General features: G+C 49.7%; 21 protein-coding genes. 18 read left to right on the forward strand and 3 right to left on the reverse strand.

Annotated features, from left to right (window positions below; genetic code table 11):
* Window positions 1-13: 13 nt before the first annotated feature.
* Together glgD and M3202_RS00695 are read right to left on the reverse strand one after the other, a co-directional pair.
* Window positions 14-1,117 (reverse strand): glucose-1-phosphate adenylyltransferase subunit GlgD, encoded by a 1,104-nt coding sequence (gene glgD / locus M3202_RS00690; protein WP_251221462.1) that lies wholly within the window; start codon window positions 1,115-1,117, stop codon window positions 14-16.
* A 13-nt stretch (window positions 1,118-1,130) separates the two neighbouring features.
* Window positions 1,131-2,300: a glucose-1-phosphate adenylyltransferase gene (locus M3202_RS00695; RefSeq protein ID WP_285890083.1), complete on the reverse strand. Its 1,170-nt coding sequence runs from the start codon at window positions 2,298-2,300 to the stop codon at window positions 1,131-1,133.
* Between the two features lie 242 nt (window positions 2,301-2,542).
* On the opposite strand from M3202_RS00695, the gene M3202_RS00700 reads away from it, so the two are divergent.
* The 11 genes from M3202_RS00700 to M3202_RS00750 all read left to right on the forward strand — a co-directional run bounded on the left by M3202_RS00700 (window position 2,543) and on the right by M3202_RS00750 (window position 15,805).
* Window positions 2,543-3,241, forward strand: a complete 699-nt coding sequence (locus tag M3202_RS00700; protein ID WP_349775590.1) for a DUF2225 domain-containing protein — start codon at window positions 2,543-2,545, stop codon at window positions 3,239-3,241.
* A gap of 23 nt (window positions 3,242-3,264) precedes the next feature.
* Window positions 3,265-3,723, forward strand: coding sequence for a chemotaxis protein CheX (locus M3202_RS00705; protein WP_251221464.1), 459 nt, complete (start codon window positions 3,265-3,267; stop codon window positions 3,721-3,723).
* A gap of 351 nt (window positions 3,724-4,074) precedes the next feature.
* A complete protein-coding gene (locus M3202_RS00710; protein WP_251221465.1) occupies window positions 4,075-5,619 on the forward strand; it encodes a bifunctional GNAT family N-acetyltransferase/carbon-nitrogen hydrolase family protein in 1,545 nt (514 codons plus the stop codon).
* Window positions 5,620-5,822: 203 nt separating this feature from the next.
* Window positions 5,823-6,332: a FixH family protein gene (locus M3202_RS00715; RefSeq protein WP_251221466.1), complete on the forward strand. Its 510-nt coding sequence runs from the start codon at window positions 5,823-5,825 to the stop codon at window positions 6,330-6,332.
* Between the two features lie 125 nt (window positions 6,333-6,457).
* Window positions 6,458-8,107 carry a glycerol-3-phosphate dehydrogenase/oxidase gene (locus M3202_RS00720; RefSeq protein ID WP_251221467.1) on the forward strand — a complete coding sequence of 550 codons (1,650 nt, stop codon included), beginning with the start codon at window positions 6,458-6,460 and terminating at the stop codon, window positions 8,105-8,107.
* A 132-nt stretch (window positions 8,108-8,239) separates the two neighbouring features.
* Window positions 8,240-9,976 carry a phospho-sugar mutase gene (locus M3202_RS00725; RefSeq protein ID WP_251221468.1) on the forward strand — a complete coding sequence of 579 codons (1,737 nt, stop codon included), beginning with the start codon at window positions 8,240-8,242 and terminating at the stop codon, window positions 9,974-9,976.
* Between the two features lie 115 nt (window positions 9,977-10,091).
* The gene (locus M3202_RS00730) at window positions 10,092-11,507 is read left to right on the forward strand and encodes a SpoVR family protein (protein ID WP_251195936.1); all 1,416 of its coding nucleotides are present in this window, start codon (window positions 10,092-10,094) and stop codon (window positions 11,505-11,507) included.
* Window positions 11,508-11,756: 249 nt separating this feature from the next.
* Window positions 11,757-12,455: a response regulator transcription factor gene (locus tag M3202_RS00735; protein WP_251221469.1), complete on the forward strand. Its 699-nt coding sequence runs from the start codon at window positions 11,757-11,759 to the stop codon at window positions 12,453-12,455.
* Complete coding sequence (locus M3202_RS00740; protein WP_251221470.1) at window positions 12,452-13,816, forward strand: HAMP domain-containing sensor histidine kinase; 1,365 nt, start codon at window positions 12,452-12,454, stop codon at window positions 13,814-13,816. Before M3202_RS00735 ends, M3202_RS00740 begins: the two co-directional genes overlap by 4 nt.
* The gene (locus M3202_RS00745; protein ID WP_251221471.1) at window positions 13,809-14,576 is read left to right on the forward strand and encodes a PepSY domain-containing protein; all 768 of its coding nucleotides are present in this window, start codon (window positions 13,809-13,811) and stop codon (window positions 14,574-14,576) included. Before M3202_RS00740 ends, M3202_RS00745 begins: the two co-directional genes overlap by 8 nt.
* Before the next feature lie 407 nt (window positions 14,577-14,983).
* The gene (locus M3202_RS00750) at window positions 14,984-15,805 is read left to right on the forward strand and encodes a PepSY domain-containing protein (protein ID WP_251221472.1); all 822 of its coding nucleotides are present in this window, start codon (window positions 14,984-14,986) and stop codon (window positions 15,803-15,805) included.
* Window positions 15,806-16,446: 641 nt separating this feature from the next.
* On the opposite strand, the gene M3202_RS00755 is transcribed toward M3202_RS00750, so the two are convergent.
* Entirely contained in the window at window positions 16,447-18,132 is a 1,686-nt protein-coding gene (locus M3202_RS00755) for a DUF4127 family protein (protein WP_251221473.1), read from the reverse strand.
* A gap of 378 nt (window positions 18,133-18,510) precedes the next feature.
* Between M3202_RS00755 and M3202_RS00760 the strand changes: the two genes are divergently transcribed.
* The 7 genes from M3202_RS00760 (at window position 18,511) to M3202_RS00790 (ending at window position 24,798) form a co-directional block, all read left to right on the forward strand.
* Window positions 18,511-19,728, forward strand: a complete 1,218-nt coding sequence (locus M3202_RS00760; protein ID WP_251221474.1) for an aminotransferase-like domain-containing protein — start codon at window positions 18,511-18,513, stop codon at window positions 19,726-19,728.
* A 90-nt stretch (window positions 19,729-19,818) separates the two neighbouring features.
* Window positions 19,819-20,064, forward strand: a complete 246-nt coding sequence (locus M3202_RS00765; RefSeq protein ID WP_251221475.1) for a hypothetical protein — start codon at window positions 19,819-19,821, stop codon at window positions 20,062-20,064.
* A 296-nt stretch (window positions 20,065-20,360) separates the two neighbouring features.
* A complete protein-coding gene (locus tag M3202_RS00770; RefSeq protein ID WP_251221476.1) occupies window positions 20,361-21,503 on the forward strand; it encodes an acyl-CoA dehydrogenase in 1,143 nt (380 codons plus the stop codon).
* A 26-nt stretch (window positions 21,504-21,529) separates the two neighbouring features.
* Complete coding sequence (locus M3202_RS00775) at window positions 21,530-22,879, forward strand: acetyl-CoA carboxylase biotin carboxylase subunit (protein ID WP_251221477.1); 1,350 nt, start codon at window positions 21,530-21,532, stop codon at window positions 22,877-22,879.
* Window positions 22,880-22,882: 3 nt separating this feature from the next.
* Entirely contained in the window at window positions 22,883-23,095 is a 213-nt protein-coding gene (locus M3202_RS00780; RefSeq protein ID WP_251221478.1) for an acetyl-CoA carboxylase biotin carboxyl carrier protein subunit, read from the forward strand.
* A 15-nt stretch (window positions 23,096-23,110) separates the two neighbouring features.
* A complete protein-coding gene (locus M3202_RS00785; protein WP_251221479.1) occupies window positions 23,111-24,022 on the forward strand; it encodes a hydroxymethylglutaryl-CoA lyase in 912 nt (303 codons plus the stop codon).
* On the forward strand, window positions 24,019-24,798 hold the full coding sequence (locus M3202_RS00790; RefSeq protein ID WP_251221480.1) for an enoyl-CoA hydratase-related protein: 780 nt from the start codon (window positions 24,019-24,021) through the stop codon (window positions 24,796-24,798). Before M3202_RS00785 ends, M3202_RS00790 begins: the two co-directional genes overlap by 4 nt.

Here is a 24,798-nt window from a genome sequence, read left to right on the forward strand (position 1 = left end):
CCTTTGGCGAAGTTTACATGACTTTGCGCTTGGCGATGACATAAGGGCGGTGAACGGTGCCGCGAATGATGCGCTTCGATGTAATATGTGCATCTTTGTCGGCGATGATCCGGCTCACGTGGCTTCCTTCATGAATCGTACTGCGCTGCATAATGATCGAGTTGCGGACGCTGGCATGCGGCTTGACGTGGACCCCGCCAAAGAGAATGCTGTTTTCCACCGTTCCTTCGATAATACAACCGTTTGCAATCAGGGAGCCGCTCGTCCTTGCCCGTGTGCCGAAGCGCGCCGGCGGCTCATCCTTCCCCTTTGTATAGACGGTTTGAAGTGCGTGAAAGAGTTCTTTGTACGTCGCCGGTTCCAGCAGGGCCATACTATGCTTATAATAGCTCTCTATCGAATTAATGACAGATAAATAGTCCGTGTAGCGGTACGTCCCAACTGTGAGCCGTTCGAGATGAGCAATGATGCCCTCGAAAAAGCTTTGCCTATTCCGGGAAAGGCAATCGTCAACGAGCTCCAATAGAAGGGATTTTTTTAAAATCAGCATCCCCATGTATACATTACGATTGGCCGGGTCGATGACGGCGCCGCTGACGAGCCCGTCGTCCGTCAGAACAAGCTTCCTTTCGTTCTCGTGCTCGCTGCCTTGCTTGGCGAGCGGCTGATAGACAACAGTCACATCGTGACCGGAGTGAAGATGTTCGTAAAACACGTTCTCATAATCTATCGTGCAAATATGCTGAGTGCCCGTCAGCAGAACATATTCCGCTCCGTCCCGCTCAAGAATGTGACGGTTGCGGTGAAAATGCTGCAAATCACCATTCGGCTGTTCAGCGCGCTCATGCCAATCCGGTGGCAGGATGGATAAGCCTCCCCTTTTGCGCTCCAAATTCCACGCTTTCCCTGTAGCTACATGATCGACGAGTGAGCGGTATTTTTGCTGGGCGAAGATGAGGATGTTCTTAATCCGGGCGTTGGCCATATTGGACAGGACAAAATCAATGACGCGATAGCGCCCGCCAAACGGGACGGCGGCTCCGCAACGGAAAGCGGTTAATTCGTTGAGAAAGTCCTGCTCTTTATCCAAGTGAATTATTCCGATCAATCTGTTCATCTGCTCGCCCCAATCATAAAATTTTTTGCTGTAGCATCATCGAAAACTGCTTTTGTTTCGTTAGATCTTCATCCGAGCTGATGACGAGAATATCGCCGTTCGGCGATTGCAATGTTGTATGATCAGGAATGGTGACGCCTTCTGTGACGATCACCCGATTGAGCGTGACATGCTTGCCGAGTGTTACGCGGGGCATGAGAATGGATTCCGTAACGCTGCTTCCTTCCTGAATCTCAACTTGATGAAACAGAATCGAGCGCTTTATTCGGCCTTTTATGATGCAGCCTTCATTAATGAAGCTGTCTGTCACCTTCGCCGAGGGAGCAAGATAATGGGGCGGCTGATTCGGATTCACGGAGTAAATCGGCCAGTCCGGCTGATGAAGGGAAAACGGTGGATCATTGTCGAGCAAATCCATATTCGCCTGCCAATAGCTTTCAATTGTCCCGACATCCTTCCAATAGCCTGTAAAAGGGTAGGCAAACAATCGGCGCTGATCGGCGAGCAGCGCCGGAATGACATCCTTGCCGAAATCATGGCTGGATGTGGGACTTGCCGCGTCGCGGGTTAAATACGTCCGCAACAGCGACCAGTTAAACAGATATACGCCCATCGAGGCCAGGTTGCTGCTGGAATGGAGCGGCTTCTCCTCAAATTGTGAAATCTCTCCCGTTTCTGACGTCTTCATAATGCCGAAGCGGCTCGTTTCCTCCCAGGGGACTTCAATGACAGAGATTGTTACCTCGGCTTGTCGTTCTTGATGAAAGGCGAGCATCTTTCGGTAATCCATTTTATAAATATGATCACCGGAAAGGATCAGAACATAGTGAGGGTTGAATTGCTCAAGGAAGTGCAAGTTCTGATAAATGGCATCAGCCGTACCCCGGTACCACGAACCGCCATGTTTTTCAGTGAAGGGTGGCAGGCAGGTCAGGCCCCCTTGAGAGCGGTCGAGCTCCCATGGCGAGCCGATTCCTAAGTGGGCATTCAGGGTTAACGGAGCATATTGGGTTAAAACACCGACTGTATCCATACCGGAATTCGCGCAATTGCTTAAAGGAAAGTCAATAATACGATAGTTACCACCGAAATATACTGCAGGTTTTGCTTGCTGATCAGTCAGCTTTCCTAGACGCTTTCCTTCTCCACCAGCCAGCAGCATTGCGACACACTCTTTTTCCATTGTCATCGTCCTCTCCTCGCTTCCAGTCGTGACGGTCTTGTGTTTTTCATGGCGCTAGTAGTCTATGTGACTGAAAGCGTTTACCATTCCTGGAATTGTCTGTTGGAGGAAAATGATCCCGTTTTCAAGAAAAGAACGTAAGAAATTATTCCTTGTTTTTTCGTAATATATTAAAAAAACTCTAGTTTTATAGGTTCTTTTAGACTAAAATAAAACTAAACTAAAAGACTAGGGTGGTGCTCGTGACTGAAACGTTGACTCCATTTTATGAGAAAGAAGTCCGTTGTTTGAATTGCGAAAAGTCGTTTCACACGAGAAAGGTGCGTTCACGGTTTCTCAGAGTTCAAAAAGTACATCCTGATTTTTATATAGAGTATAAAAATCCGTCTTTGAATCCTTATTTTTATGAGATAGATGTTTGTCCTTCTTGCGGCTTTGCAGCGGCAGATACGTTTTCGCCCGGGTTTCCACCAGGGACTAAAGCGGTGATCGAGCAGCAGTTCCAGCAATGGAATAAGCAGGATTTTAATAAGGAACGGACAAGCGATGAGGCAATTCGTGCTTTAAAATTAGGGGTACTGTCAGCTGTATTAAAAAAAGAAAAGCATGTCGTCATCGCCGGTTTGTGTCTTCGCCTCGCTTGGATTTATCGGCTTGAGGATCGGGAAGAAGAGGAAATCAGATTTCTTCATCAGGCTCTGAACCACTATCAGCTTTCCTATGAACAGGCAGATTTCGTCAGCACGCAAATGTCGGAAATGAGGATATTGTATCTGATTGGCGAACTGGCGAGGAGAGTGGGTAATATCGATGAAGCAATACGTTATTTTTCTCGGGTCATTCAACATAAGAACAAAGCATTTGAACAGAAGCTGGTCGAAATGGCAAGAGAACAGTGGTATATCATTCGGAGTCAAGAAGAAACGGTTGCTAGCCAATAAAGGAAAAGCTTGGAGGAATGAGATTGAACGTCAAACATGTAAATGCGATTTGTCGAGCTACAAAGGAAATATTAACGAATCATTTTGGATTGGCCGTTACGCCAATGGCCCCTTCGGCAGGGACGGGGACAGTGCCTTCCAATGAAATTGCTGTTGTGTTAGGGGTGAAGGGGGAATTGACCGGTCAGATTGTATGTTCCTTCTCATCCGGCACGGCGAAAAAGATTGTCAGTGTGATGATGGGCGGAATGGAGATTGAGAAGCTCGATGAAATGGGCTTAAGTGCTGTTCAGGAGTTTGGAAACTGGGTCGCCGGTACGACTGCGACTGAGCTTTCCAAGGAATCGTGTGTCATTGATGTCACCCCGCCGATCATTAATGAAGGGGAGTCGAGATTCCATTCAGCGAATCCGTTTGTGACGGTTCCGCTTGAAAGCAATATCGGCTTAATTGACGTCCATATTTCTGTTAAGGAAGAATAGGACAGGCGGCTTTTCCGATTATGGAAGCATTCCTCCATTTTGTTGGAATGAAGAGGATGAGACAAAACGAATTAGCAGGGCTGGGAAAAGGTAAATAATAACCTTTTGCCCAGCCCTTTTGCGTAGAACGGCTTTCTTCGTTAAGCTGCTTATATGGAAATTGCCTCTTCCTGGAACGGTGGCGACAGGAACGCCAAAACGGGGAGGCAATTTTTGCTGTTTTTACGAAATTGCTTTGCGATAACACGGGAAAAAATAGAAACAGAAATTTCATTATAAGCCAAGGAAAAATAGTGTTCATTTTCGCTAAAAAAGGTTACACTTCAAGGTGGTAGGAAAGGAGTTGGCAACATGTCGAAAAAGATTGATATGTCTAAATTTGAAAAGAAAATGATTATCCGCAACATCGAAGCGAAAGACTTCGATGCAATTATAAATATGCAAAAGCTCTGCTTCCCGAATATGGAGCCGTGGAAAAGAGAGCATCTTGAAAGCCATATCGAAATCTTCCCCGAAGGTCAGTTTTGCGTGGAGTATGACGGGAAGGTGATCGGTTCCTGCTCAAGCTTAATTATTAACTTCGACGAGTATGACGATCAGCATACATGGGATGAGATCACCGACAATGGCTATATTACAAACCATGATTATGAAGGCTATAACCTTTACGGCATCGAGGTGATGGTTCATCCCGAATACCGCCGGATGAAGGTCGGACGCCGACTGTACGAGGCGCGGAAGGAATTGGCCCGCAATCTCAATTTGAAAAGCATCATCATCGGCGGAAGAATTCCGAACTATTACAAATATGCCAAGGAAATGACTCCGCGGAAGTATGTTGAAGAAGTGACGATGCACAATATTTACGATCCGGTTTTGACGTTTCAGGTCATGAACGGCTTTTCGCTGAAGCGGATCAACCATAATTATTTGGAGGATGATCGCGCTTCCCTGCGTTATGCGACGTTGATGGAATGGAATAACATTGATTATCGGCCAACGTCACCGAAGCGGCAATTTAAAACGGCTTTTCCGGTTCGGATTACGACGGTGCAATATGCGATGAAGAAAATTTCCTCATTCGAAGAGTTCGCCGTCCAGTGTGAATATTACACGGACGTGGCGGCAAGCTTCAATTCGGATTTTGCTGTTTTCCCGGAGATTTTCACGCTGCAGCTGTTGTCTTTCCTGCCGGAAAAAAGTCCGAGTTTGGCGATTCGCCGCCTGACTGAATTTACCGAGGACTACATCGAGCTGTTTACCAATTTGGCGGTAAAGTACAATGTAAATATTATCGGCGGCTCGCACTTTGTTGAAGAAGAAGGAAAGATTTACAACATCGCCTATCTGTTCCGCCGCAATGGGACGATTGAGAAGCAATATAAGCTGCATATTACGCCAAATGAGCGCAAGTTCTGGGGGATCAGCGGCGGGGACAACGTCAATGTGTTCGATACGGATTGCGGCAAAATCGCGATTCAGATCTGCTATGACATTGAGTTTCCGGAGCTGGCGCGAATCGCTGTCAATAAAGGCGCCAATATTATTTTCACCCCATTTTGTACAGATGATCGCCAAGGCTATTTACGCGTGCGCTACTGCTCGCAGGCCCGGGCGATTGAAAACCAAGTTTATACCGTACTGTCTGGTACGGTTGGCAATTTGACCGATGTTGAAAACATGGATATTCAATATGCGCAATCCGGTATTTTCAGCCCGTCTGATTTCACCTTTGCCCGCGACGGAATTGTCGGCGAATGTAACCCGAATATTGAAACCGTCGTTGTCGGCGATGTCGATCTTGAAATTCTCCGCCGCCATCGCCGAGCCGGCAGCGTCAACCAGCTGCGCGACCGTCGTCACGATATTTATGAAATCAATTATAAGCAGAGATAGTTTTTCGAGGTGATTCGAGGAAGGGCGGCGGCTTCACTCGTTACGCGGCTGGCTGAAAAAAAGCCCGTTTTCAGCCAGCCTTAAAAGATTGTAACGGCTCCGCACGCCGCTTCTTAAGAAAAGCCGCTGCGCGTTTTTCTTATGTTTATCTCTCCTTCTCGTTGGCAAAGCTTGAATAGACAACGAGAAGGAGGCTACATAGGGTGAAACTTGAACAACATTCATATCCCTCTTACATGGCGAATGTCCTGCTGCTTACGTTCTTTCTTGGAGCAATCGGCACAATCGTCTATGCGGGTTCAGCCGAGCTGCGGGCAGACTGGGGCGTTACGCTTGCCGTCAATGAAACATTTCAAACCGGTGAGGCGATTGATTTCCAGCTGTTTGTCGAGGACGGGCAAGAGCAGCTTATCGAGGGAGCAAGTGTGGAGGCTGTCTTTGACCGGCCTGAAACGGTTCATCAAATTGAAAAAACATTCCATCATCTTGGGGATGGCCTGTATGAGACAGAGGTCATCTTTTCTGTTCCTGGGACATGGGTTGTGATGGTGGAGGTCAAAAAAGGACGCGATTTTTACCGCAATCAATATTTGCTTGAAGTGGAGGGGCCGATTATCGGTGAACAAAACCGTGATCCGGGCGATCATTTTTCGCTGGAGCAGCCTTTGCCGGAAGAATTGAAGCAGCTGCTCGAACTGCCTGTATTTAAGTAGTAAGTGAGTCGGCTTCTTAGGCATAAAAAGAAACCTAAGAAAGCTGACTCTTTCTTGTAGAAGAAAGAAAATTTTCGTAAGATGGAGAAAGTAGAAAGAATCGGAGAGGGCAAGGAGGAACCGGAGTGGGACATACATTTTCAAGTGAAAAAAGATGGAACTACATCGCACAGTTAAAACGGGAAGAGCTTGATGTCCTTATTATTGGCGGAGGAATCACTGGTGCCGGGATTGCGCTTGACGCCCAGGTTCGTGGCTTGAAAACAGGGCTCGTTGAAATGCAGGACTTTGCCGCAGGGACGTCGAGCCGTTCGACGAAGCTCATTCACGGCGGGTTACGGTATTTGAAGCAGTTTGAAATGAAGCTGGTCGCCGAGGTCGGTCGGGAACGGGCGATTGTCTTTGAAAATGCTCCACATGTAACAACGCCGATTAAAATGCTGCTGCCGATCTACAAAGATGGAACCTTCGGCAAGCTGTCGACTTCCGTCGGCCTGAAGCTGTATGACCGGTTAGCGGATGTCGGGAAGCACGAGCGCCGTGATATGCTGACAAGACGGCAAACGTTGAAGCATGAACCGCTTTTGCGGGCTGAAAAGTTAAAGGGTGGCGGGATGTACGTCGAATACCGGACGGATGACGCCAGGTTAACGATCGAAGTGCTGAAGGAGGCCGTCAGACGGGGAGCCTGTGCCTTGAATTATCTGAAAGTTGAATCATTGCTGTATGAAGGGGAAAAAGCGGTTGGCGCCCTCGTCGTTGATCAGCTTACCGGGGAAGCGCATAAGGTACTGGCGAAGAAAATTGTCAACGCCTCCGGTCCGTGGGTCGATACGATCAGAGAGCAGGATCGTTCGAAAAAAGGAAAAAACATTAAGCTTTCAAAAGGGGTTCATCTTGTGATCGACGGGAAGCGTTTTCCTTTGCAGCAGGCGATTTATTTTGATACGGAAAAAGACGGACGGATGATGTTCGCGATCCCCCGTGATGGCAAAACCTATATCGGAACGACGGATACCTTTTATGAGGGTGATTTGGCAACCCCGCGGATGACGAAGGAAGATCTCAATTATATTTTACGTGCCGCCAATTATATGTTTCCTTCTCTTAAGCTGTCACCGGAAGATGTTGAATCGAGCTGGAGCGGCTTGCGTCCGCTCATTTATGAGGAAGGAAAAACCGCTTCCGAGCTGTCGCGTAAGGATGAGGTGTTAATGTCAGATTCCGGTCTGATTTCCATCGCCGGTGGGAAATTAACAGGCTACCGGAAAATGGCGGAGCGCGTTGTCGATGTCGTCTGTAAGGAACTGGGGGTAAAGAATGGCTGTGAAACAGAGGATATTACTCTCTCAGGCGGGCATGTCGGCGGGGCGAAAGGCTTTGAGAGCTTTTTGAAAAAGAAAATTTCCGATGGAGTCGCTTTAGGGTTGTCAGAGGACGAAGCGCGTCAGCTGGCGATACGGTACGGATCAAATGTTGAAAATATTTTTTCGCGAATGAGCGCCTTCCGCAAGCAGGCGCAGGCCTTTCATTTGCCAGCTTCCCTGTATGCTGAATTGCGTTATGGGATCGAAGAGGAAATGGTGGAGACTCCGCTTGATTTCTTTCAGCGCCGCACGGGCGCGCTTTTCTTCAATATCAAATGGGTGGAGACATGGATGGAGCCGGTTACCCGCTATATGCGCGACACATTTGAATGGTCGGAGGAAGAAACAGCGAAGCGAATTCAGGAGCTGGCGACCGAGCTGTATTTCGCGAAAAATCCAATTAATTAGACAGAGGCTGGACCAAAGGTTGTTTTTTAACCTTTGGTCCAGCCTCTCTTTTCAATTAGAAAGAGGAGGCATCAATTTTTTGGAGAAAGAATACATAATGAGAAAGAGGTGAGATGGCAGGAGGGGAAGCCTTTGGAGTGGAAGGAACAATACGAAAAATGGAGCTCTTTTTCCGGACTTGAGCCAGAGATGAGCGAGGCGCTGGCTCAGCTGGCGGGCAAGGAAGAAGAATTGGAGGATTGCTTTTACAAGCATTTGGAATTCGGCACCGGAGGAATGCGCGGTGAACTGGGGCCTGGGCCTAACCGGCTGAACCGTTACACGGTGAGGCGGGCGGCTGAAGGTCTTGCCCGCTTTTTAACAGCGAAAGGAGCAGTGGCGCAAGAACGGGGTGTCGTGATTGCCTATGATTCCCGTCATCAATCAAAAGAATTCGCCATGGAGGCCGCCTTAACGTTAGGGAGGCACCGGATCCGGACTTATTTGTTTAAGGAACTGCGGCCGACGCCGGAGCTTTCGTTTGCCGTACGCTACCTGAAAGCTGAGGCTGGTATTATGATTACAGCAAGCCACAATCCGCCTCAATACAATGGCTTTAAAATGTACGGCCCTGATGGCGGTCAGCTGCCGCCTGGTCCGGCCGATGAGCTTGTTCGTTGCGTCCACGAGGTCGAAAATGAGCTGGCGATTGAGGTGACAGACGAGCTTGAAATGAAGGAAAAGCAGCTGTTGCGGATGATTGGCGCAGATGTTGACGCCGCTTATCTCGAGCAAGTAAAAAGCCTGATTGTTCAACCCGGGCTGGTGAAGGAGTGGAGTGGGCAGCTCAAGATAATTTTTACCCCATTGCATGGAGCCGCCAATCTCCTTGTTCAAAGAGCGTTCGCGGAATCCGGCTTTTCAGGGCTGACCGTCGTCGCCGAGCAACAGCTTCCTGATCCTGAATTTTCGACCGTTGTCTCGCCAAACCCGGAGGAAGAGCAGGCATTTGCCATGGCGATCGAATATGGCAAAAAAGAGCAGGCCGAGCTGCTGCTGGCGACCGATCCTGACGGGGATCGTATGGGCGTTGCCGTCAGGGACGGGAGCGGGGATTATAGTTGCCTGTCGGGCAACCAAATTGGAGCCTTGCTGCTTGATTATCTCCTTTCCGAAAAAAAGCGGCAGCAGCGACTGCCGGCAAACGGAGCTGTCATTAAAACGATTGTCACCTCTGAGTTCGGCCGGGCGATTGCCGACTCCTATGACATCACGACACTCGATACGTTAACGGGCTTTAAATTTATCGCCGAAAAAATAAAAGAATTCGAGCAAACAGGAGAGCATACCTTTTTATTCGGCTATGAGGAAAGCTATGGCTTTTTAATCGGTGATTTTGTCCGTGACAAAGATGCTGTCCAGTCGTGTCTTTTAACAGCGGAACTCGCCGCTTTTTATAAAGCGAGACAGATGAGCCTTTACGAAGGTCTGCACGCTTTGTATGAAAAGCATGGCTACTTTGAAGAGAGCCTAACCTCGGTCACATTGAAGGGCAAATCAGGACTTGAAAAAATGGCAGGAATCCTTGATGCTTTCCGCCAATCTCCCCCGGATTTTATTGCTGAAAAGCGTGTGACGACGATTGAAGACTACGAGGCGCTGTCCGCGTTAAATCCGTTGACGGGAGAGACGGCGAATCTTGACTATCCGCGGTCAAACGTGCTGAAATACAAGCTTGAGGATGGCTCCTGGTTCTGTGTACGCCCATCAGGTACCGAGCCGAAGATCAAGTTTTACTTCGGCGTCAAAGGCACGTCAGCGGCCGACAGCAGGCGGAGGCTCAAGACTCTTCAGGACGAGGTACTGGAGCGGGTGGAGGGATTTCGTTAACCGCTTGCCGGCAAACGGTCAAGGCTGCTTGCGCTTACGGTCTTCCCTCGTTAGCGACGTCTTTTTTTCTCCTTCCCGCATATGATGTATAAAGCATTGTCTGGGAGGGAGATCTATGGCAGCTGTGGAATGGAAAGAGCTGGAGCGGGCGATTGCGGAAATAACGGAAATCGCCGAAGGCTTCGGGCTTGATTTTTATGAGATGCGCTATGAAATTTGTCCGGCTGAAATTATTTATACGTTCGGTGCTTACGGGATGCCAACTCGTTATTCCCATTGGAGCTTCGGGAAACAATTTCATAAAATGAAACTTCAATACGATCTTGGGTTAAGCAAAATTTATGAGCTCGTGATCAATTCAGATCCGTGCTATGCCTTTTTGCTCGACAGCAATACACTCGTTCAAAATAAGCTGATCGTTGCTCATGTGCTCGCTCATTGTGATTTCTTCAAAAACAATGTGCGCTTTTCCAATACGCGCCGAGATATGGTTGAAAGCATGAGTGCGACGGCTGAACGGATTGCCCATTATGAGCATGTTTATGGCAAGGAGGAAGTAGAGCAGTTCCTCGATGCGGTGCTGGCGATTCAAGAGCATATCGATCCGAGCATCGTCCGGCCAAAATTAAACTGGAGCCTGACCGATGACGAAGAGCAGCCGAAGTCGGAAGCAAAACGGTCCGAGTATGACGATTTATGGGGACTTGATGAGAAAAAGAAACCAGAGGAACCGAAGCGGAAGAAAAAAAGCTTCCCTCCGAATCCTGAGAAGGATATTTTGCTCTTTATCGAGGAATACAGCCGCGAGCTGGAGCCTTGGCAGCGTGACGTGCTGACGATGATGCGCGAGGAAATGCTCTATTTTTGGCCGCAGCTGGAAACGAAAATCATGAATGAAGGCTGGGCTTCCTACTGGCATTCGCGGATCCTGCGGGAAATGGAGCTGAGCAGCGAGGAAACGATTGAATTCGCCAAGCTGAACGCGGGTGTCGTCCAGCCGTCAAAGACGTCGATTAATCCGTATTATTTAGGGCTGAAGATTTTTGAAGACATTGAAGAGCGCTATAATAATCCGACAAAGGAAATGCAGGAGCGTCAAGGCGTCAAATCCGGCGGCGGCAGGGAAAAAATGTTTGAAGTGCGGGAGATTGAATCAGATATTTCCTTCATCCGCAATTATCTCACGAAAGATCTCGTAATGCGCGAGGATATGTATTTGTTCCAGAAGCAGGGGGCCGATTATAAAATCGTCGATAAGGAATGGGAGCATATTCGCGATCAGCTTGCCTCGTCACGGGTCAACGGCGGCTTTCCTTATTTAGTCGTTACCGATGGAGACTATTTGAAAAACGGCGAGCTGTATATTACCCATAATTATGAAGGGACGGAGCTCGATGTTGGCTATTTAGAAAAGGTGCTTCCCTATATGTACCAGCTCTGGGGCCGCCCGGTCCATCTTGAATCCGTCGTCAACGATAAGGCAATCATTTTTATTTATGACGGGAAGAAGGTTCATCGCAAATATGTCTAATCCCCTTCTTAACGGCTTCGGTGAAAAAAGCAAAACCGCTAAAAACATAACGAGGAATGCAGAGCTGTCGTTCACAGCTCTTTTTTCTTTGGCTTTCCTTCTTTCAGCAGAGGAGCACGTATCTGGATTCCAGCGGATTGTCCTTTCTTACTAGTGAAAAAATAGGAGAAACGATCCGGGAGCTGCTGCTTGTTTACTCCAGGGCGGTAATTCATGTACACTTTTAAAAAAAAGACAGCGAGGATGGCTATGAATAAAGCGCGTATATTAATTGTCGAAGATGAAGCAAATATTGCGAGGGTGCTGGAGCTGGAACTGGAGCATGAAGGCTATAAGACAGCGGTTGCCCGTGATGGCGAGGAGGCGCTGGCCCGGCTGGAGGAAAGCAGCTGGTCACTCGTTCTCCTCGATGTAATGCTGCCGGTTATGAGCGGGATGGAGGTCATGCGGAGAATGAGAGCAGGGGGCGACCAGACGCCTGTCATTCTTTTAACGGCGAGAAATACCGTCGTTGATAAAGTAATGGGGCTTGATCAGGGCGCCAATGATTATGTAACAAAACCATTTGATATTGAAGAGCTGCTCGCGCGAATTCGCGCAAGCTTACGAGTGCAGACAGCGGCTGAGCCACAATCGGCGAAGGAAGTTTTAGCGATGGCAGATTTGACGGTTGAGCTTTCAACACGTGACATAAAACGGGGTGACACGTTGATTGAGTGTACACCGAGGGAATTTGATCTGCTCGTCTTTTTATTGCGCCACGCCGAGCAGGTTCTCAGCCGTGAACAAATTCTCGAGCATGTTTGGGGCTTTGACTATTTCGGCGATACGAATGTCGTCGATGTGTACATCCGCTATTTACGGCAAAAAATCGATAAACCGTTTGACGAGCCGCTCATTCAGACGGTGCGCGGAGTCGGCTATGTGATGAAGGTAGCGAAAAAATGAGAATTTCCCGCCGGATAACATGGTTTTCAACGGTTTGGCTTTTTGTCCTTTTAGTGATTGTCAATAGTGGCGTTTACTTTTTGTTCGCTCACCGGACGGCAGAAACAGAGCTTGACCGGATTATGTCACAGGCTGAAACGATTGCCGAGGCGCTCCGGGGCGATCAAGGAAACGCGGCCAATCTGCTCGCTGCTTATGTGCCGAGAGACGGGATGGTCCGGATTATCAGAGAGAACGGCAGTGAGGCGGTTACGGTAACGAAATACCCCGAGCTGCGGGCGATTCCTCATTCGTATACGACAGGTCAGGAAAAGGAGCAGCTGCACGCTCAGGAGAGACGGATGGCTGTCGCCCGCTTTCCGCTTATTTGGAATGACGGCTCTGTCGTCGCGCTTGAAGTTATTGAGCCGATGGAATCGTATGAATCGACATTGGCGACGCTACGGCTCGTCCTCGTCATCGCTTCCCTCTTTATCCTTCTGCCGGCTTTCCTTGCAGGACGGGCGTTAAGTCGCCTCCTCCTCTATCCGATTCAAGCCTTGAAGGAAACGATGGAGGATATTAGACGAAGTGGCAGCTTTCAGCGGATTGAGGTACCGGCTGAACCGAAGGATGAGCTTGATCAAATGGGGGCGACCTTTAACGGGATGATTGAGCTGCTCGAGAAAAACTATGAAAAGCAGCAGCAATTTGTGTCCGACGCCTCCCATGAACTGAGAACGCCTTTAACGGTGATCGAAAGCTATGCACGTCTTTTGCAGCGTTGGGGAAAGAAAGATCCGGAACGACTTGAAGAAGCAATTCACGCGATTGCCGAAGAAGCAGAGCGGATGAAGGGACTGACGGAGCAGATGCTCGCACTGGCCACCGGAGAGCCTGATCGGACATTGGAGCTTCGCCGGGTTCAGATCGATGTGCTTGCCGAACAGACTGCGAAAAAGCTAGAGCAGGCCTATGAGCGAAAGCTCCATGTCGAAGCGGCGGAGGCGTGCATCGTCTTTGGTGATGAGCCACGGCTGAAGCAGCTGCTCTTCATTCTCTGTGAAAATGCCTTGAAATATAGTGAAGATGATGTCATCATTTCCTTGAAGAATCACGAGGACAGTGTGGAGATGAACGTTACCGACAAAGGGATCGGCATTCCGAAAAAAGATCTTCCTCATGTATTCGAGCGTTTTTTTCGCGTTGATAAAGCGCGAAGCCGGCAAACGGGAGGAAGCGGTCTCGGGCTGTCGATTGCCAAGGCGATCGTTGACGCGCATCAAGGAAAGATCGTCGTGACGAGCAAAGAGGGAGCAGGAACGACCTTTACGGTCACTTTGCCGCGAAGAGGGGAAATTGAGGTGAAAAGCGATGGGTAGAGCGACATGGAGAAAATGGGCAGTGGTCATCGGAGGAGTTCTGGTCGTTACTGTGCTGGCGTTTACTTTCCTGAAGCCATCTCAGTCGGCTCTCGCCGAGGAAGAAGTCAGGGCATCGATCGGCGAGCAGTTTGCCGGAACGATTCAAGCTTTCGTCCATACGAAGCAGAATGGCGTAGAGGTTTACCAGGTCACCATTTTAACCGAGGCCGGGCTCTACGGGGTTCTGGTCGATCCTTATTCAGGAGAGATTCTCTCCTTGGAGCAATTGGCCGACCGTAAGCAGATTGAGCCGGGAGAGAATGAAGGAAATGCACCCGGGAACAGCCGACTTTCTGTTGAGCAGGTGAAGGAACTGATCGCTGGTATGGTGGAGGAAGACGTGACGATTGTTGAAATCGAACAAAGGCAGAGGAATGAGCGCCCCTTTTATGCTGTTGTGATCGAGCAGCGTGAAGGAAGTGGAAAAATCGAAATCGACGCGATATCGGGCGAGGTGTTGAACTACCAGGTTGAAGAGGAGCCAGAAAAAGGGCGCCCGGGCGATGAACAGCCTGCCCAGACGATTACGAAGCAGGAGGCTGAACGAATTGCGCTGGAGCAAGTGTCCGGACATGTCGAGGATGTTGACCTTGAGGACGAGGATGGCCGTCTCCTCTATGAGGTGGAGATCGAAATCGAAGGTCAGGACGGCGATGAAGCGACCGTATTAATTGACGCCGTAACGGGCGAAGTGATCACGATTATTTGGGAGGACTAGCAGGGGCTGGACAAAAAAAGATTGGCCCAGCCCTATTTTTTTGAGCGTAACTCGAGGAGGCTAGTGGCTTCGTACTGCGCGCAGCTAGAAGGAAAGAAACTCACTTTCCTTCTAGCTTTTTAAAACATGCGCAGACTTCGCACACTGCTGTAAGAGCTTGAGATAAAACTAGCTTTGACCTATTGGCAATGGCTCCACACACCACAAGTCCGATGTGAGAAACCCACTCACATCGGACTTTACAAGATCGTGGCGGTTCCGCACATTGCTTAAGGGCTGGACAAAAGGTACGAAAAAATAACCTTTTGTTCCAGCCCTTTTCTCATCAAATTCTCATTTTTCTTTAAGGGTGTTTTCAGAAAGGAGCTGTATGCTGAAAGCAGAATAAGAAAAGGGAGGAAACAACAATGAACAAATGGACAACGATCGCAACAAGCTTATTACTGGCAGGGGGCGCTGCTATTGGAGTAGCGGGTGCTACGGACAATGGAAAGGTATCTGTCGATGAATCGGCCGTCGTGTTAAATACGCAAACCGCTCAGCCTGCTCAAACGGAAAACGAAAACAGCCCAGCCAACGATGAAACGATCACAAAGGAAGAGGCGATTGCGATCGCCCAGCAGGTGCTTCCCGGCAAGGTGAAAGAAATCGAGCAGGATTCCGATGATGGCCACCGTTATTATGAAATTGAATTGAAGTATGAAGGAAAAGATTATGATTTCGATATTGACGCGGCGACGGGGGAAGTGCTGAATATCGATGGAAATCTGTTAAGAACGCCGCTGGCCGATAAAATGGAGATCACGGCGGAGCAAGCAAAGCAAGCTGTGCTTGACGAAGTGGGAGAAGGACGGATCAAGGAAATTGAGCTGGAGAAAAACAGAGGCACGTATATGTATGAAATTGAAGTCAAGGTCCACGGCGACGATGATGATTGGTATGTCGACGCCAATACAGGGGAGGTGCTGGCTTCAGGCAACGATAAGCGCGGAGCCGAGGCCCAGTCACAGCGCACGCAGCAGGCTGACTCAGCTGAGCGCCTGAGTGTGAAAGAAGCGAAAAACATCGCCCTCGCTCATGTCGGGCAAGGAAGAGTAGATGACGCTGATCTTGACCGCGAAAATGGCCGACTCGTTTATGAAATCGAGATTGAGCAGTCCGGTGGAGATGACGTTGAATTGATCATTGATGCCCTAACCGGCGAAATTCTCCACGTCGATTGGGATTAAGCATTAGCAAAGAGAGCCGGGGCTTTATTGCCTTGGCTTTTTTGGACGTGAGTAAAGAGGGGCTGATGATAATTTCAACAGAGCATTTTATGGAAGTCCTACTCTTGGTGAGTTTATCGTATTTGGACCCATATTTTTATTAATTGTCTTTCAGCTTTTGTTTCACTAACGGGGGCTTAACCTTAATTAGTATAAGAAGATGTTTGTGTTATTCCATCATGGCGTTATCATGGTAAAATATAAAGGCAGTCATAAATATAGACGATTTATTATTGCAGTCAAATAGCTAATGGCAAGTATAGGTGCATCTCAATACTTGCCATTTTTTGTTTTGCCTCTTTACATAAGTTGAAACTTAAGTTAAAAGAATCCAATGGTGGTGTGATTGGTCAAGATTCCGTTGTATTGATCGTGAATTCACTAACTCCTTATGTGATTAAAAGACCTGCACCAGTTTTGACGCAGGTCTTTTTAAATCTAAGATTTATAAAACCTAACCCCAACTGGCTGTAAGGTTATCCGAGAAATTGCAATAAAAACTAAAACAGCTTTATTACACAATAATCGGCAAATTTTGGCTTAGTTGAATCTTGTATCGTGGTAAAAGACTCCTACTGCACAATAACAGACTTTCAAGCGTTTTACCCGAGCGTGACGGTTGGATTAAGCGTAATTTCAAAAGCCCGCCCCCAGGAAAATTCAGGGTTTCCATAAGCGAGGGAGGCGCTGCGGTAAGCAGAAAGGTTCCACGATGAGCCGTTTATTTGTCGGATATTATAGGAAGCGCAGAAAGCGGGCTCGGCGGCGAGAGTGCTTGTATACGCCTGCATTTGTTCGCGGAGAACGGCAGTCAGCTGTAAGTAGTCGCTGCTCGTGTTGAACAGCAGCATATTTTGATCGGGAGCGACATTTGTATAGGCAGAGCGTTCCGCTGAAATGGCGCGGATGTCTCCGATCGTTTCCCGCTTGTAATAATAATCCTTGAGAAATCTTTTGAACAATAAGGAGCCGTGGGCGTTGACCGCGATGTTCAGCGCCTCTGCTTCGGTTTCACTCTTTAAAAAATCGTAACGCGCCTGCCCCATTCCGACGGCAATGCCGATTTTATTTCCAGCTGTGTTCCAGCCGCTGTAGCCGAGAATACGTCCTGTAAACGGGGTTGCCAGCAAGGAGTGGGTAACGGTCGGATCAGCGGGACCAGCTCCAACGAAATCAATGACGATTGTCGGAAGTTGTTTTTTTCCGTTTGCTGCCATCCGCCTTGCCGCATTTTCAGCTTCAGCGGAGCTCGTTATCGAAATGATTTCGATGTCATATGGGCCGCTCGTTACATAGTCCCCGCCTGTTATCTCGACGTGATGACGAATATTGTCTTCAATATTCATATATTCATATGGGTTGATGATGGTGGAACCGTGCGGCCCGTAGTAGCGTGTCTGAAAGCGGGGCGTTGAACTGCCGTGCTGCAAATGGTTCACCATACGCGCCAGCAGGCAATGGCCGAGGCCGTCAGCATCCGGCAGTATAATTGCCCGCTCGCGGTTTTGTCCGTTTGTTCCGTCGAGCCATTCATTGATCCGGGCTTCGATCCAATTGATTTCATTCATCTGCACGCCTTCGGTCGAGGCATCATCGACACCAATCGCCAGAAAGTCGATCACCTGCTGTTTCGCCAGCTGTTCAAGGACATAGCGATTCGTTTTAAACTTATGACGGCGGGCGTGGTAGTATTGCTCTTTATTGAAGTGAACAGGATCGCCAAAGGCTGTACCGTCTGGACGGAGATCATAGCCGTTTAGAATCGGTTCGAACTCCGTTTCCGTTTTTCGCGTTTGCTGCATAAAGCTTCTCGATTCAGTATAAGAATCTTGCGTCTCACTTTCGACGAACGGAGTAGTGGCGAGACGCATCACCGTATCGAGCACATAGATAGGTTTATGCGGATAACGCTGTTTGATTTGCTTCAGCGTATCGAGCAGGCCGGTTACGGTTGAATCGTAATGCGGGTATGTTCCTCCGCTTGTCGGGCGGAGGCGGCGGCTGCCGATCAGACCCCCGTACACGAGCATATCAATCGAAATAATAAAGCCATCAACCGAATCTGCATGGTTGACAATAAACTGCCGGATATCCGCCGGATTTCCGAAAGTCGGTGAATACGTGCTTGTTATTGATGAGCCACAAGCGAGTAGCTGCGAATCTAACCGGTTCCTGATTGACGCTGTGTTTGGGGTTATAACCTCAATCCCCGCTGATTTTCCTTGCATGATCACATCGTCAGTGTTGACCGGTCTGTCATCAAGTGGTACATACAGAATTCTCCCCATTCAAACCCCTCCATTTGTCTCTTTGTAGCAGCGCGTGAAAAAGTCGCGCTTAGTCATCCCTATGCAAAAGAGAAGGAGGATTTCATCATCCTTTTGACCTCTGCCGAAAGCCGGTTTTTAAAGCGGACGAGCAGTTCACGGCCAATGCGTCATATTTGGAGTTGCCCCCTCGATCGTTTTTCTGTTTTTTAGCTGTGAATTGGGGAAAATGGTAGTATGCGAAGAAGATGATCCAAGTGAAAGTGGACCTGGTTTCTGAGCAGTTCCTTTGGCTGTCACAAAAGCTTCGGATGGAATTGATTTTTGGGATTGACTTTTAAGTGAAATGAGTTAGTATGTATAATATTCAAAACTTTTAGAGTAATAGAGGTGCAAGTTATGAAATATGCCTTTGCAAATCGCGTTCGTCATTTACAATCCTCCGCTGTGCGGGACATTCTTAAGGTTGTCGGACAGGGCAATGTTATTTCATTTGCCGGTGGGCTGCCGGATGATGACTTATTTCCGATTGAAGGGATAGAAGAAGCCTTTTCCCGCGTGTTTGAGTCAGGAAAAGGGGCGTTGCAATATATGGAAACAGAGGGCTATCGTCCGCTGCGTGAAGTGATTCTTGAAAGAATGAGCAAAAAGGGAGTGAGCGGCTTTTCAACCGATGAGGTTCTCTTGACGACCGGGTCGCAGCAAGCGATTGATTTGTTCTCAAGAATCATGCTGAGTCCTGGCGATGTGATTTTAACGGAGGACCCGACCTATTTGGCTGCGCTCCAGGTGTTTAAGTCCTATGAGGCTGAGGTAATCGCTGTCGACTCGGATGACAATGGCATGCTTCCTGAAGATTTAGAAAGAAAACTGAAGCTGTTTAAGCCGAAAAGCATTTATGTCGTGCCGACTTTCTCCAACCCGGCGGGCCGCGTCTGGTCACTGGAACGGCGCAAGATGCTCGTTAAGCTTGCTCATAAATACAAGGTAGTCATTTTTGAGGATGATCCGTATGGAGAGATCCAATTCAGACCGGAGGAAACGTATACGCCACTTGCCGCGCTTGATGATGGGACGCATGTGTTATATACGAGTACCTTTTCCAAAACGGCGGTGCCGGGATTGCGGACAGGCTGGGTTGTCGGTCCATTCCAGGTCATTCGGATGATGGCCCAGGCGAAGCAGGCGAATGATCTTCATTCCAATTCACTGTCGCAGCAGGCACTGTATCAGCTGTGCCGCCATTTTGACTTGGACGGCCATATCCAAAACCTAGTTAAGGTGTACAAGAGCCGGATGGAAGTGATGGTGAACTGTCTGGAGCGGGCCGATTTGCCGGACCTGCGCTTCGTCACACCGAAAGGCGGGATGTTCCTCTGGGTCGAGCTTGAAAAGTCGCTTAACACGACGACGCTGCTCAATACAGCGGTGGAAAAGGGAGTCGCCTATGTGCCGGGTGAGCCGTTCTATGCCGGAAAACCTGAGAAAAACACGATGCGTCTGAATTATACGCACTCCACCCCGGAAAAAATTGAACAGGGGATGGGCTTGCTCGTGGAGCTTTTGGCGGCGCAGGCGGAAACGAAAAACAAGCCGGTAGAAATCGGCAGCTACTAAAAAATACAGATTCAATCAAAGCCGTCTGCGGGGACTTCATCCGCGGGCGGCTTTTTTTAGTCTTTTTGAATAATGATTCGCCGGGGAGATGTGTGGAGAATCGAGGAAGGGCGTCGGCTTCGCGCGTTACGCGGCAGCCTGAAAGAAGCCCGCTTTCAGTCATCCTTAAAAAATGGTAACGGCTTCGCACGCCGCTTTAAAGAAAAACCGTCTGGCGGTTTTTCTCATTTACGAAATCAAACATTTACAGGGGAGAATCGAGGAAGGGCGTCGGCTTCGCGCGTTACGCGGCTGCCTGAAGGAAGCCCGTTTTCAGTCATCCTTAAAAAATGGTAACGGCTTCGCACGCCGCTTTAAAGAAAAGCCGCTACGCGGTTTTTCTTTGACATTGTTAGTGGTGTTTTTGAATAAAGATATAAAGATCGTTGAACAGAGGCTTTACCATGCTACTGTTCGAACACCCTGGCTGAACGGGAGGCCATTGAAACTGCTGAAAAAGTGAAAATCGTCCTTTTTCACAGCTTCTCTTTAACGGCGGGCTTTGGGTAACGTAAAGAGAAGTTATGATAGCGCTTTCATAATATGCGCTTTGAAAATGAGCGCTTGTTCAGCGGAGTAAAAGGAGGTTTCTGATGAATTTTGAGTTGACAAAGGAACAGCGGATGATCCGCAATCTCGTTCGTGATTTCGCTCAAAAAGAACTGGCTCCATTGGCGGAACGGCTCGATGACGAAGCGGAATTTCCGGCTGAACAATTTGCGCAAATGGGCGAGCTAGGTCTGCTTGGTTTGCCCTTTCCCGAACAATATGGCGGTGCCGGCGCCGATACGATTTCCTACGCGCTTGCCGTGGAAGAAATCGGGCGGGCCTGCGGCGGGACGGGGCTAAGCTATGCGGCGGCGGTGTCGCTTGGCGCCAGTCCGATTTATTATTTCGGCACGGAGGAACAAAAAAAGAAATATTTGCCACCGCTGGCAAAAGGGGAAGCGTTCGGGGCATTTGGCTTAACGGAGCCTAACGCCGGCTCGGATGCTGGAGGAACGCAAACGACGGCAGTGCTTGATGGCGAGGAGTACGTAATCAACGGGGAAAAATGCTGGATTACGAACGCCGGCATTGCCGAAATTATCACGATTACGGCGGTGACGGCCCGTGATGTGCAAGGAAGAAAGGTGATTTCGGCCTTTATCGTCCCGACGGATCAGAAGGGTGTAACGATCCGCTGCCAGTACAAAAAAATGGGGGTACGCGCGTCCAACACATGTCAAGTATTGCTCGAGGATGTTCGCGTGCCGAAGGAAAACGTGCTCGGCGATCCGGCTGGAGGCTTTAAACAGTTTCTCCTCACGCTTGACGGCGGACGGATTTCAATTGGCGCGCTCGCTGTCGGCATCGCCCAGGCCGCATTTGACAAGGCGCTCGCCTATGCCAAGGAACGCAAGCAGTTTGGCAAAGCGATTTCGTCGTTTCAGGCGATTCAATTTAAGCTGGCTGATATGGCGCTTGACATTGAACTGGCGCGCAATATGGTGCTTAAAGCAGCATGGCTCAAGGATGAGGGCAAGCCATTTGCTAAAGAAGCAGCCTTCGCCAAGCTGTTTGCCTCCGAGGCGGCGACGCGCGTTTGCAATCAGGCGCTGCAAATTCACGGCGGCTACGGCTATATGCGGGAGTACGGGGTTGAGCGGATGCTCCGTGACGCCAAATTGCTGGAAATCGGGGAGGGGACCTCTGAAATCCAGCGGCTCGTCATCGCAAGAAAGCTTGGCTGCTAAAGCAAAATCGGAGGGAGGTGCAGACGGTGTTTACGAAAATAGTGATTGCCAATCGTGGAGAAATCGCCGTCCGGGTAATTCGTACGTGCCGGCGGCTCGGCATTAAAACGGTTGCCGTCTATTCCGAGGCTGACCGGACGGCGGCGCATGTTTTTCTTGCGGATGAAGCCTATTTGCTCGGGGCGGCGCCAGTGAGCGAAAGCTACTTAAATGGTGAAAAACTGATCAGCATTGCAAAAGCAGCGAAAGCGGAGGCGATCCATCCGGGCTACGGCTTTTTATCCGAACAGGCGTCATTTGCGAGCCGTTGTCAGGAAGAGGGACTTGTCTTCATCGGACCTTCGCCGGAGATTATCGCTTTAATGGGAGATAAAATTGCGGCGCGAAAGGCGATGGAAGCAGCCGGATTTCCGGTAATTCCGGGAACGATGGAAGCCGTGAAAAACGAAGAGGAAGCGGTCGACGCCGCGGCTGAAATCGGTTTTCCCGTGATGCTGAAGGCGGCGGCAGGTGGAGGGGGAATCGGAATGGAGCTTGTCCGCAATCCGATTCAGCTGAAGCAGGCGTTCGACGCCACTCGGCAGCGGGCCTCGCGCTTTTTCAAAAACGGCGAAATGTTTTTGGAAAAAGCTCTGGAAGGCACCAGGCATATTGAAATTCAGCTTTTAGCCGATCATGATGGTCATGTCATTCATTTGTTTGAACGGGACTGCTCCATTCAACGCCGTCATCAGAAAGTGATCGAGGAAGCGCCGGCCGCGTCGATCATCGGACCTTTAAGGGAGAAAATCGCCGAACTGGCTGTTACAGCGGCGAAGCAGCTTGGCTATACGAATGCCGGTACGATAGAATGCTTAGTCGATCAGGAGCAAAACGTCTATTTTTTGGAGATGAATACGCGCCTCCAGGTCGAGCATCCGGTAACGGAGGAAGTGACAGGGCTTGATCTTGTCGAGTGGCAGCTGCGGATTGCCGCCGGAGAAAAACTGGAGCTGCGGCAGGAGGAGATCGCCTGCACAGGGCATGCGCTTGAGGCGCGGATTTATGCCGAAGACCCGGAGACTTTTCTGCCTTCTCCCGGAAAAATCACCGGCCTGCTGCAGCCGCAGGAGCCTTATATTCGCCATGAATGCGCCGTTTCAAAAGGAAGTGTCGTCTCGCCGTTTTACGACCCGATGATCGCGAAGATTATCGTTAACGGCTCGTCGCGGCTGGAAGCAATCGAGCGGATGAAGTACGCCCTGCGCCGCTATCAGATTGAAGGCATCAAAACAAACCTCCCGCTTTTAAGGAAGGTGATCAATCATCACGAGTTTTCAAAAGGGAACGTCACAACGAAGTTTATTATGGAACATATCGACAACGGGGAGAGTTGAAATATGGCTGAAATTAAAGCAATGATGGCAGGGAATGTTTGGAAGATTATCGTTCAGGTTGGCGATGAGGTGACGGTCGGGCAGCAAGTCGCGATACTTGAATCGATGAAGATGGAAATCTCGATAGAAGCTGCAAGCAGTGGAACGGTGACGGCGATTTTGAAGGAGGAAGGTGAGTTTGTCAACGAAGGCGACGTGCTGATGGAAATGACATGAGGAAGGAGGAGCAGGATGACTGACAGCAGTCAAGTGTATGTCCGTGAGGTTGGACCGAGAGACGGACTCCAGCATGAGCAAACATGGCTGGATACGGCCGATAAGCTGAACTGGATCGAACAGCTGGGGGAAGCCGGGCTGACGTATATCGAGATCACCTCCTTTGTCTCCCCGTCGTGGATTCCGGCATTGGCCGATGCGGACGAGGTGGCGCGCACGCTTAAGAAAAGTCCCGGGGTTACCTATGCCGCGCTCGTCCCGAACAGAAAGGGACTTGAACGGGCTTTGCTTGCTAATATTGATGAAGTCGCGATTTTTCTTTCAGCAAGTGAAACGCATAATCAGAAGAACATCAATGCCGATACGGAGTCGGCGCTTGCCCGTTTGAGCCGGGTGGCCGAGGAGGCGCGGCAGTCCGGGAAGGCGGTGCGCGGCTATCTTTCGATGGCATTCGGCTGCCCTTATGAAGGCAAGGTGGAGGTCGACGAGGTCGAACGGCTGGCGGAGCGTCTGTTTGAAATGGGAGTAACGGAGCTGTCACTCGGCGATACGATTGGCATTGCCGGACCGAAGCAAATTGAGGCTGTTATCAGCCGGCTTGGCCGCATGATTCCGCTTGAGCGGCTCGCTCTTCATCCTCATAATACCTATGGGACAGGACTCGCGAACATCTATGCTGCTTTTCAGCTCGGGATCCGCCGCTTTGACGGCTCGACGGGAGGGATTGGCGGCTGTCCTTACGCCCGCGGCGCTTCCGGAAATGTCGCGACAGAGGATCTTGTGTACTTGATGCAAACGCTCGGCGCAAAGACCGGCAATGATCTTGTCCGGCTGACAAGTTCGGCACAATGGATTGAAAAGCGGCTTGGGCGGCCGTTGCCGAGCAGTCAATTACAGCTGAGCAAAGAGGAAGGGCGGTGCTTGTGAGCGCGTTGATTGCTGTTGAGAATAGAGGCAAGGGAATCGTTTTGATTACGCTGCGTCAGCCGGAACGCGCCAATGCTTTATCACTCGCGCTGCTTGTCGATTTGCAGCGGGTGCTGCGCGAAACGGTGGAGAGAGAACCTCGCGTGCTCTTGTTCAGAGGCGAAGGAGAGAATGTCTTTTGCGCCGGGGCTGATTTGAAGGAAAGGGTGAAGATGACGGAAGCTGAAGTGCGCCGGACGCTCTCGTTCATCCGGGCGACGATTGAAGCGGTGGCGGCAGTGAAGCAGCCGACGATCGCCGCGATGAACGGTCATGCCTTTGGCGGAGGACTGGAGCTCGGATTAGCCTGTGATCTGCGCGTTGTCGGCGCCACGAGTTTATACGGCTTGAGCGAGACGTCATTAGGGATTATTCCGGGGGCGGGTGGAACGCAACGTCTGGCGCGATTAATCGGCTTAGGAAAAGCGAAAGAGCTGATTTACACGGCTGCCCGGATTTCCGGCAAGGAAGCGGAACGAATCGGGCTGGCAGAAAAGGCGGTTCCGCAGGAAAAGGTTGTGGAAGAGGCGTTGCAGCTTGCCGGTAAAATCGCTGAACAAGGGCCGATCGCGGTTCAGCAGGCGAAGCAGGCAATCGACGCCGGCTATGATCTTGATCTGCAGACGGCGCTGACGATTGAACAGCTCGCCTATGAGCGGACGCTGTCGACAAAGGACCGGCTTGAAGGATTGCGCGCCTTTCAGGAAAAGCGCAAGCCACATTATAAAGGTGAGTAG

Source organism: Halalkalibacter oceani, assembly GCF_023715605.1.
Classification (GTDB): domain Bacteria; phylum Bacillota; class Bacilli; order Bacillales; family Bacillaceae_D; genus Halalkalibacter; species Halalkalibacter oceani.

Coding starts and splice junctions, on each gene's coding strand:
- glgD (WP_251221462.1), bottom strand. CDS start 1,117: ATGAACAGATTGATCGGAATAATTCACTTGGATAAAGAGCAGGACTTT.
- M3202_RS00695 (WP_285890083.1), bottom strand. CDS start 2,300: ATGGAAAAAGAGTGTGTCGCAATGCTGCTGGCTGGTGGAGAAGGAAAG.
- M3202_RS00710 (WP_251221465.1), top strand. CDS start 4,075: ATGTCGAAAAAGATTGATATGTCTAAATTTGAAAAGAAAATGATTATC.
- M3202_RS00730 (WP_251195936.1), top strand. CDS start 10,092: ATGGCAGCTGTGGAATGGAAAGAGCTGGAGCGGGCGATTGCGGAAATA.
- M3202_RS00735 (WP_251221469.1), top strand. CDS start 11,757: ATGAATAAAGCGCGTATATTAATTGTCGAAGATGAAGCAAATATTGCG.
- M3202_RS00740 (WP_251221470.1), top strand. CDS start 12,452: ATGAGAATTTCCCGCCGGATAACATGGTTTTCAACGGTTTGGCTTTTT.
- M3202_RS00745 (WP_251221471.1), top strand. CDS start 13,809: ATGGGTAGAGCGACATGGAGAAAATGGGCAGTGGTCATCGGAGGAGTT.
- M3202_RS00750 (WP_251221472.1), top strand. CDS start 14,984: ATGAACAAATGGACAACGATCGCAACAAGCTTATTACTGGCAGGGGGC.
- M3202_RS00755 (WP_251221473.1), bottom strand. CDS start 18,132: ATGGGGAGAATTCTGTATGTACCACTTGATGACAGACCGGTCAACACT.
- M3202_RS00760 (WP_251221474.1), top strand. CDS start 18,511: ATGAAATATGCCTTTGCAAATCGCGTTCGTCATTTACAATCCTCCGCT.
- M3202_RS00770 (WP_251221476.1), top strand. CDS start 20,361: ATGAATTTTGAGTTGACAAAGGAACAGCGGATGATCCGCAATCTCGTT.
- M3202_RS00780 (WP_251221478.1), top strand. CDS start 22,883: ATGGCTGAAATTAAAGCAATGATGGCAGGGAATGTTTGGAAGATTATC.
- M3202_RS00785 (WP_251221479.1), top strand. CDS start 23,111: ATGACTGACAGCAGTCAAGTGTATGTCCGTGAGGTTGGACCGAGAGAC.